This window comes from Candidatus Eisenbacteria bacterium, assembly GCA_016867495.1.
GTDB lineage: Bacteria > Eisenbacteria > RBG-16-71-46 > CAIMUX01 > VGJL01 > VGJL01.
The window spans coordinates 75475-84685 of record VGJL01000002.1 but is presented as its reverse complement, the minus strand read 5'-3'; the positions used below and the strand labels follow the sequence as shown (position 1 = coordinate 84685).

General features: G+C 68.3%; 9 protein-coding genes. 3 read left to right on the top strand and 6 right to left on the bottom strand.

What is annotated here, in order from left to right:
* The first annotated feature begins 241 nt into the window (after positions 1 to 241).
* Complete coding sequence (locus FJY88_01155; protein MBM3285951.1) at positions 242 to 1945, top strand: alpha/beta fold hydrolase; 1704 nt, start codon at positions 242 to 244, stop codon at positions 1943 to 1945.
* Between the two features lie 106 nt (positions 1946 to 2051).
* A complete protein-coding gene (locus FJY88_01150; protein ID MBM3285950.1) occupies positions 2052 to 3233 on the top strand; it encodes an amidohydrolase in 1182 nt (393 codons plus the stop codon).
* A 42-nt stretch (positions 3234 to 3275) separates the two neighbouring features.
* Here FJY88_01150 and FJY88_01145 read toward each other — a convergent pair whose 3' ends face one another.
* Genes FJY88_01145 through FJY88_01135 form a run of 3 tightly spaced genes read right to left on the bottom strand, consistent with a single transcriptional unit; the run spans position 3276 to position 4370 of the window.
* A complete protein-coding gene (locus FJY88_01145) occupies positions 3276 to 3587 on the bottom strand; it encodes a hypothetical protein (protein MBM3285949.1) in 312 nt (103 codons plus the stop codon).
* A gap of 12 nt (positions 3588 to 3599) precedes the next feature.
* Positions 3600 to 3836, bottom strand: coding sequence for a hypothetical protein (locus FJY88_01140; protein MBM3285948.1), 237 nt, complete (start codon positions 3834 to 3836; stop codon positions 3600 to 3602).
* A 15-nt stretch (positions 3837 to 3851) separates the two neighbouring features.
* Positions 3852 to 4370 (bottom strand): peroxiredoxin, encoded by a 519-nt coding sequence (locus tag FJY88_01135; GenBank protein MBM3285947.1) that lies wholly within the window; start codon positions 4368 to 4370, stop codon positions 3852 to 3854.
* A 168-nt stretch (positions 4371 to 4538) separates the two neighbouring features.
* Here FJY88_01135 and FJY88_01130 point away from each other — a divergent pair, with 168 nt between their 5' ends.
* Positions 4539 to 5108, top strand: coding sequence for a hydrolase (locus FJY88_01130; protein ID MBM3285946.1), 570 nt, complete (start codon positions 4539 to 4541; stop codon positions 5106 to 5108).
* Positions 5109 to 5128: 20 nt separating this feature from the next.
* Here FJY88_01130 and FJY88_01125 read toward each other — a convergent pair whose 3' ends face one another.
* The 3 genes from FJY88_01125 to FJY88_01115 are packed head-to-tail and all read right to left on the bottom strand — an operon-like array spanning position 5129 to position 9030.
* Positions 5129 to 6658 carry an FAD-dependent thymidylate synthase gene (locus tag FJY88_01125; GenBank protein ID MBM3285945.1) on the bottom strand — a complete coding sequence of 510 codons (1530 nt, stop codon included), beginning with the start codon at positions 6656 to 6658 and terminating at the stop codon, positions 5129 to 5131.
* Between the two features lie 15 nt (positions 6659 to 6673).
* Positions 6674 to 7882, bottom strand: coding sequence for a D-alanyl-D-alanine carboxypeptidase (locus tag FJY88_01120; protein MBM3285944.1), 1209 nt, complete (start codon positions 7880 to 7882; stop codon positions 6674 to 6676).
* Complete coding sequence (locus tag FJY88_01115; protein MBM3285943.1) at positions 7882 to 9030, bottom strand: D-alanyl-D-alanine carboxypeptidase; 1149 nt, start codon at positions 9028 to 9030, stop codon at positions 7882 to 7884. The genes FJY88_01120 and FJY88_01115 overlap by 1 nt, the downstream gene beginning before the upstream one ends.
* Positions 9031 to 9211 lie beyond the last annotated feature (181 nt).

The following is a 9211-nucleotide window of genomic DNA, read 5'->3' as shown; positions in this document are numbered from 1 at the left end:
CCCTTCTCCAGCGCGTCCCATGCGCTGTCGATGCGGTCCATGACCTCATCGGAGAGGGGTGGATTCCGGTCCGGTCCTTCCTTCTTGCCAGCCATCCGGGTGGGAGCCTCCTTCGCGCCGCGAGGCGCGGCGTTCAAGAGAGAAGGATACTCCTCCGTCCACTTCCGGTGAACTTGGCTTTTGCCTGGGCAGATGCGGTTCGCTACGCTCCCTACGGGGGATCCCGACGGGAGGTCGATCCATGCGGCAGTGCTCCTCGTTCCACATGGGGTGCCTCTGGGCCGCCATCCTTGCGGCCCTTGCGGCCCTCGCGGCCCTCGCGGCCTGGGCCGTCGCTGCGCAGGAGGAGCGTGTCTTCACGCTCTTGCAGGCCGAAAAGAGGATCGGCACCGAGCGCTACACGATCGCGGAACATCCCGAGGAGCGATCCGTGGCGGTCGAGGCCGAGGCCCGGATCGAGCTTCCGTATCGATCGGTCGAGATGAAGCAGCGGCTGCTGGTCGATCCGGGCACGTTCTCTCTCAAGGACTACACGCTGCACGCGACCGTGGGCGGCCAGGCGCAGACCATTCGCGCTTCGCGGGCGGGGGACTCGGTCATCGTCGAGCTGAGCGCCTCCGGCGCCGATCTCCGCCGCGCCTTGCATGCATCGGGCGAAGTGCACGTTCTCGACAACATGCTCGCCAACCACCTCTCGCTTCTCGCGATGAGATCGGCCGGCGGCGGCTTCCGGCCGGAGACCTTGCAGGTCATCGTCCCCCAGGTGGGCGCCCTCCTCACGGCGCTCGTCCTTCCCGGTGACCCGGAGCCGGACGGATCGCGATCGATCGAGATCCGGATCGCTTCCGTGATCGAGATTCTCCGCGTCGATCCGTCAGGAGAGATCTCCGCGATCGAGATCCCCTCCCAGGGATTCAGCTACACGCGAGGAGAGGACCCCGTGGCGGAGATTCTCGAGCCCCGTCCCGCGCCCCCGCGGATCGAGAGGGAGTCGGTCCCCGAGGGGCCGGGCGGCCCCGCGCGGGCCCTCTTCGAGGAGCGGCCGGTCGATGTCCCATCGGGCGGCATCGTTCTCGGAGGAACGCTCGCTCTGCCGCGCGGGGGGCAGACCATCCCCTATCCGTCCGTGCTCTTCGTGCACGGGTCGGGACCGCAGGACCGGGATGAGACGATCGGCCCGAATCGACCCTTCCGCGAGCTCGCGCGCGGCCTCGCCGTCTTCGGGATCGCGAGCCTGCGCTATGACAAGAGGACTCTCGTCGCTCCTGAGACCACCCCCCCGCTCGAGGTGACGGTCCAGGAGGAAGTCATCGACGACGCGCTCGCCGCGCTTCAGGTTCTCCGCTCCCAGATGGGAATCGACAGCCGGCGGATCTGGATCGTCGGACACAGCCTCGGCGGTTGTCTCGCTCCGGCGATCGCCCGGGCCGACGGCGGCGTGGCGGGTCTCGTCATCCTCGCCGGCTCGCTCCGGCCGCTCGACCTGATCCTGCGAGACCAGATCGTCTACCTGGGCGATCTCGCGAGGCGGGAGGAGATCGCGACCCCCAGCCAGGAAACCGGCCTGCGACTGCTCCTCGCCCAGCTCGACAGCGTGGCGGCTGGCCATATCCCGCCCGCGCGTCTCATCCTCGGGATGAGCGGCCGGTACTTGAGCGACTACCGAAGTCGGGATCTGCCGGAGGACTTCGCGGCGTTCAGGGGTCCGGTCCTCATCATGAGGGGGACGAAGGACTATCAGGTCACCGCGCTCGATGTCGAATCGTGGAGGGATGCGGCCCTTCGCGGTGGGAAGACGAATGTGAAGATCATCGAGCGCCCCGATCTTGGCCACCTCTTCATCCCGATCAAGGGGGACCCGACGCCCGCGAGCCTCATGGCGCGCGGGAGCGTCGATCCCGGCGTCATCCAGGAGATCGCGGACTTCGTCTCCAACCCGCGGTGATCCGGCATGGCTGTCGGCCGGCTTCGCGCTGAAAGGCGGACTCATGGCTGAGAGAGACGACCGGCGCCCGGCGATTCGCGAGAGCGTCCTCTCGCTTCGGCAGGAGATGGTCTTCTTCCGACGCGATCTTCACGCCCACCCGGAGCTCGGCTTCAAGGAGACTCGAACCGCGGCGAAGATCGCAGAGCGCCTGTCGGAATCGTACGGGAATGTGCGGACCGGGATCGCCCGAACCGGCGTTTCGGCCTTGCTCGAGCCTCCGGGCGCGTCGGGCCGGGCGATTCTCTTCAGGGCGGACATGGACGCCCTGCCGGTTCAGGAGGAGAGCGCCTCCGACTACGCCTCCCGCGTCCCCGGCGTGATGCACGCCTGCGGCCACGACGGGCACATCGCGATCCTGCTCCACGCGGCCCGCCTCGCGGCGCGATCGCCCGCCTCGATTCGGGGGGCGGTCCGCTTCGTCTTCCAGCCCGCGGAGGAAGGGCCCGGCGGCGCGGCGCCGATGATCCAGGAAGGGATCCTGAAGGACCCTCCGATCGAGGCCGCCTTCGGGCTCCACTTGTGGAGCGGCCTGCCGACGGGAAGAGTCGCCGTGACCTCGGGGCCGATGATGGCGGCTGCCGACGAGTTCGACCTCATCGTCCACGGAAGAGGCGGACACGGGGCCTACCCGCACGAGGCGGTCGACGCCGTGGTCGTCGCGAGCCAGATCGTGGTCGCGCTGCAGACGGTGGTCTCGCGAAACGCCGATCCGATCCAGACGGCAGTCCTCTCGATCGGGCAGTTCAACGCGGGACAGGCCTTCAACGTGATCGCCGAGACCGCGCATCTGCGCGGCACGATCCGCGCCTTTCGGAGCGACGTTCGCGAGAAGCTGATCCGCCGGCTGCGCGAGGTTTCGGAGGGAGTGGCCGCGGCTCTAGGCGCCCGATGCGAGTTCGTCTTCAAGGAGCACTACCCGCCGACCGTGAACGACCCCCGAATGGCGGACTTCGCGGCCGCCCTCGCCGCGGAGGTCGTCGGCCCTGAGAACGTCGTGCGCGATCTCGTCTCGATGGGCGGCGAGGATATGAGCTTCTTCCTGCGGGAAGTTCCGGGTGCCTATCTCTTTCTCGGCGCGGGGAATGACGCCGGGGGAACCGCCCACCCTCATCACAGCCCGCGGTTCGACTTCGACGAGGAGGCGATGCCGATCGGCGTCGAGATCTTCCTGAGGATCATGGAAGGATACTGGACGGCCTTCCCGGAGCGGCCGACCGGCGCCCCGGGCGCGCCGGCCGCCCTCTAGACGCGTTCGACTGGATTCGAGAAGCGGGCGGGCGCGCCGGCTTCAGGGCACGCGGCGCACCCAGGCCAGGACGGTGTCGGGGACGTGCGGGATTGCCAGGTTGAAGTTGTTGGTCAGCGGCACCTGCTTCCACCGGTTCCCCGCGCGGTCGAGGATCAGCAGATCGTCCTTGTGGATCCCGCGGCTCGCCATGGCCTGCGTCTGGCTGTCGTCCTGCAGGAGCGGCATCGCCCGGCCCTGAGTCATCTGGTCGATCCACGACTCCGAGCCGATCATGTGCACGCCGAGGGCGACGGCATCGACGCCTGCCGCCTGCCATCCAAGCGAACTGTCTGCGAGGGTTGCGAACTGCACCCTGCAGAAGTCTCACCCTCCGGAGCCCGCGAGCAGGACCACCGGCCTGCCCGGGAATCCCGCGGGCGAGATCCTCTGCCCGTGTGTCGCCGAATTCGTGTTCACGTCCAGCAGCGAGAAGGCGTAGTCGCTCACGGGGGGAAGCGGCTGCTGGGGCTTTCCTTTGTCATCCGAACAGGTGGTCAGGAACAGGAGCGCGGAGGCCCCCGCGAGGAGTGATCCGACCGCGCTCCGAGTCCTCTTGCTCATCTCGGCGATCCGGCTCTACTTCCCGAGGGTCTTCTGTCCGGGCTTCCAGTTGACCGGGCAGTTCTCGCCCGTCTGGAGCGCCTGAAGAACGCGAAGGACTTCATCGGTGTTCCGGCCCACGCCGAGGTCGTGGATCACCGACCAGCGCAGCTTCCCCTCCGGATCGACGATGAAAGTCCCGCGAAGGGCGATCCCCTTCTCCTCCATCAGGACGCCGTAGCGCCGGGAAGTCTCGCGCGTCAGGTCGCTGAAGAGCGGATACTTCAACTCGCCGATCTGCTTCGTCCACGCCTGGTGCGAGAAAACGCTGTCGGTGCTCCCGCCGACGACGACCGCGTCGAGGGCGGCGAACTCCTCGTGCCTGTCGCTGAACTGCGTCACTTCGGTAGGGCAGACGAACGTGAAGTCGAGCGGATAGAAGAACAGAACCACCCACTTCCCGCGGTATTCGGCCAGGCTGATTTCACGGAACTCCTTGCCCACGAGCGCCTGCATCTTGAAGTCGGGCGCCATCTGTCCGACACGAACACTCATCTCTCTTCCTCTCCTTCTCCACATCTGGCCCCGCGGGCCGGCTCGCCGCCGATCCCGCCGGCCAGTCCGAGGTTTCATGGTCGCCAAAATCAACAGGGGAGCTTACACCAATCCAACGCCACACGGCAACGGGACGTGGTACGATCGCCGGCATCAGGAGGGTGATCGATGCTTCACAGGAATCAGGCGGTGCTCGTGGTCGTGGATGTCCAGTCCAAGCTCCTCCCCGCCATCCACGATGCCCCGGGAATGCTCACCCAGATCGCCCGGCTGATCCGCGGATTCCGGATCGTCGGGGCGCCGGTTCTGATCACCGAGCAGTACCGCAGGGGGCTCGGGGAGACCGACCCAGGCATCGTCGAGGCGATCCGCGAAGGCGCTCCCGGCGCCGGGGTCCGGCACCCCTTCGAGCCGATCGAGAAGATGACCTTCTCGTGCATGCTGCACGAGCCCTTCCGCAGTGCCCTCGATGCGACGGGGCGCCGTCAGGTCGTCCTCTGCGGGATGGAAACCCACGTCTGCGTCCATCAGACCGCTCTCCACCTCCTCGAGCAGGGATACCACGTGGAGATCGCGACCGACGCCGTCTCCTCTCGCTCGCCCGTCAACAGGGAGGTCGGGATCGAGCGCCTCGTGGAGGAAGGCGTGAAGCGCACCTGCGTCGAGATGGCGATCTTCGAGATGCTCGAGGCGTGCGGGAACGATCCGTTCAAGACCTGGGTCCAGCTCATCCGGTAGGGGCGCCGGCACGAGGACGATCACGCCGATTCGGGAAACACCGAGCGCCGCACTTCTTCGAATCGGTCCTTCCCGCAGGCGAGCAGCAGCAGGGACGGGATCCGCTCACGGGCGAGCGAGATCGCCGCGTCGCACATTCGCCGGATGTCCCACTGCGCGTGGGCATCGCAGCGCAGGCGGGCGACGTGATAGAGCTCCCTGGCGCTCACCCGCCAGAGGACCCTTCTTCGATGCGCGTTCAGCAGGACGTAGGGGGCGACGCGGGGGCCGGCGGCCGCGCGCAGCCGGTCATGAAGAGACTCGGTGCTCGCTCGCAGCTTCTCGAACGGCTCCGCGAGGCCGGTCGATTCGAATGACGGGGGCATCGTGACTCCGAGCGCCGGATCGTACTCCTGGGCGGTCAGGGTGGCCATCCTGTGCCTCTTGAGTTGCGCGAAACAGGCCGCAGAGACGACCAGCTCGAAGCAGAGCGAGGCGTGCTCGAACTCGCGCAGGACGGAGTCATGCGGCGAGAGTCTCTCTAGAGCGGTCCGAATCAGACCGAGACGTCCCTCGGGGCCAAGCTCCTGCGCGCGTCTCCTGCACGCGCGGGCGTCCCTCGCGCCGTAGGTATGGAGAATCGCCCCCACCACGCGCGCCTCGGCATCCTCGGGACAGTCGAGCAGGACGACGTCTCCGCCCGCCGTTCCGTCGCCGCCGGTCCCCGCCGCGACTTCCCGCAGCGCCTCCGGCGTGCGGCGGAGGTGCTCCGAGGGCTCGGTGTGCTTCACTACCGAAGGAGCGACATCCTGAACCGCTTGGCGCAGCAACCTCGCGAAGGACTTGAGCTCCGCCAGCGGATGAGCCGCGCTCCTCGCGATCAAGGCCTCGAGGTTGCGCGCGTTGATCGTCTCCCCGAGCTGGACGGTGGTCGCCATCGAGAGGCCGTAGCGCGCATCCTCCTTCGCGAGCCCCTCGAGGCGGCGCGTCTCGCTCTGCGATCCCGCGCCCGCGGCGTGCCGGCCGAGAATCCAGGGACGCAGCGTCTCGTACGCGTTCCTATAGAACTCGTTCTGCTCCCGCAGCAGCTTCCTGAAGTCTGCCTCGATTCCGGCGGCCCGCGCCTCCTCCGGAACGACGAAGTCCTCGTCGAGCAGGATGTAGCGCTGCGACTTCTCGGTGTAGGAGCAGAGGCGCATCTTCTCGATCTCCTCGACGCAGAGTCTGGAGATCCCGAGAATGTCGAGATTGAAGACGGCGTGCTCGGCCACGGAGGCGTGACCGAGCCCGAAGATGATCTTGCTGTTCGACCGGCGGGCCGCGTCCACCTCTCTCCTCGCGGCTGCGCGCAGCTCGTGAACCGGACGCGGGTCGCGGCTGATTCTCGCGTAGGCGGCCGAGAGGGTCTCGGGGGTCCAGTTGTCCGCCGCCAGAAGCCGCTCCGCCTCCGCCCGCGCGGCATCGCCTTCGGGCGATAGGCCGCCGGGAATGCGCGCGGCGAGGCGAAGGGCCGCCCTGATCTCGAGCAGGAGGTCCCTGTCGATGTTCTGCCCCGCCAGACGGACTTCCACGGCGAGATCCTTCGTCTAGGGTTGGAGCATCTCGTTGAGCCGCCGCGCCACGGACGAGCGGGGAACGGTCGTCCCCGCGAGCGCCGCGCATTCCGCCGCGACGCTGTCGCCCACCAGGACCTGCACCCGGCCGAGCGTCCATCCCTCCGCGATCGGAGCGCGGGTGCTGGGGGGCGCGGCGATCGCCACTCTGATCTGGCCCGCTCGCTTCGCGGGCACGAGGACATCGAGATCATCCCCGGCGACGAGCGGCACCGAGTCCCTGGATCCCATCCGGACCGCGAGATCCTCCCCGAGGTCCTGTCCCTTGGCGACGACGCGGACCTTCTGCCACTCCGCAAAGGCCTTGCTCATGAGATCGGCGGACTCCGCGAAGCGCCTTCGATTGCCGGATGCGCCGAGAACCACGGAGATCAGCCGTATCCCGTCCCGCTCGGCCGTGGCCACGAGGCAGTGCCCCGCCCGCCCCGTGTAGCCGGTCTTCAAGCCGTCGCAACCCGGGAAGCGCGTGAGTAGCCGGTTGGTCGTATGGATCCTCTGCTTGCTGCGGATCGTCGCCTCCACCGTGCTCGAGAGATCCAGCGCCTCCGGCAGGTCGATCAGCCGGCGGGCGAGGATCGCAAGGTCCCAGGCCGTCGTCACATTGCCCGGCTCGCCTCCCTTGTCCAGGCCGTGGACATTCTCGTAGCGCGTCGAGAGCATGCCCAGCTCGCGCGCGCGGCGGTTCATCCGCGCCACGCAGGCCTCCGTGGAGCCGCAAATGTGGGTCGCCAGCGCGATTGCCGCGTCGTTGGCCGAGGCGATCACGGTGGCCTTGAGCAGGTCGCCCGCCGTGACCGCTTCCCCGGGCCGCAGGCGCACACGGGTGCCGCGGACCTTCTTCGCCTCCGGGGTGACGGTCACGATGTCGTCGATGGAGATCTCCCCCTCCCGGATCGACTCCAGAGCGATCAGCTCGAGCATCATCTTGGCCAGACTGGCCGGGGTCCGCTGCGCGTGAGGGTCTTTCTGAAAGAGGACGGTTCCGTTCGCCGAGTCGATCACGAGCGCCGCGTCGAAGGTCGGGCCACGCTGGACCGCGGCGCTCCGCCGCGGAGGGCGGCGCTTCTGCTTGCGGGCGCGGCCCGCGAGGGCGTCCTCGTGCAAGGTCAGGAGGAGCCCGAGGAAGACGAGCGCCAGCGGAACAAGACGGGCGAGGCGCGGAGCGCGGCCCGGCCGGCGCATCAGGAGCGCCCCCCGCCGAGAGCCCGGGCAATCGTCTGGAAGATCGTCGCCCTCTTGACCTCCGCCGCGGCCACCACGGGAACGCTGACCACGCCTCCCTCCTCGAGACGCGCCTCGACGACGCCCACGGTGTCGCCCCGCTGGATCGGGGCGCGCAGCCCCCTGGCGGGAACGAGAACGGTCCTCGGAGGATCGACCCGCCTCGGGAGCACGACCGCCAGCGGAGCGGCGGCGACCGCCTCGACGCGGGTCTTGCGTCCGCCCATGATCGGCACCCCGCCGGGAACCGGCTGTCCTCCCGCGAGGAGGACGCTCTTGCGCAACTGGGAGAAGCCTGCGCTCAGGAGCCGGGCCGATTCCTGGAAGCGCAGCCTGTTCGACTCCGCCCCCAGGACGACGGTGATCAACCGCATCCCGCCGCGCTGCGCCGTCGCGCAGAGGCAGAATCCCGCTTTTCTCGTGTAGCCGGTCTTGAGCCCGTCCAGCCCTTGGTACTGGCCGAGCAGCTTGTTCGTGTTGTCCAGCTTGAACGTCCCGCCGCGGAAGTAGTCCTCCTCGATGCTCGACCATTCGAGGACGTGGGACATCTCGACGAGGTGCCGGGCGATCGCGGCGATGTCGCGGGCCGTGGTCACGTTCCCTTGCCCCGGCTCGTCATCGAGGCCGTGCACGTTGATGTAGCTCGTGTTGGCGAGCCCGAGTTCCCGCGCCCGGGCATTCATGAGATCGACGAACCCTTCCGCTGATCCCGCGACATGCTCGGCCACGGCGACACACGCGTCGTTGGCCGAGGAGATCACGACCGCCTTGAGGAGCTCCTCGAGCGTGAAGGCCTCCCCTTCGGCGAGATAGACTTGCGAGCCCCCGATCTTGCTGGCCCAGGCGGAGACGCGGATCGGCTCGTCGAGGCGGATCTCCCCGCTATCGACCCGCTCCAGGACGACGAGCTCCAGCATGAGCTTCGCGATGCTCGCGGGGGCCCGCGGGAGATCGGCTTCCTTCTCGTAGAGGATGAGGCCGCTCGTCGGCTCGATCATGATGGCGCTGACGCAGCGGGCCGGGCTCAGATCGAGCTGCCAGGAGGCGGAGGCGGAAGCGAGGAGCAGGAGGAGCGGAGCGAGAAGGGCCATGATCCTCGAGATCCGCACCCGATCGCCCCTCCCTCCCCCGACAATTGGGCTCAAGCGTTGAAATACAATGGGTTACGCCTCACGACCGCATGTGCGGCATGCTAGCATCGGGTTGGCCGCCCGTCAACCGACCCGTCTTCCGCCCGGCGCGCCGGCGGGAGCGGACATAGCGGCTGCGCGCCCCCTCCGCCCGACCAGG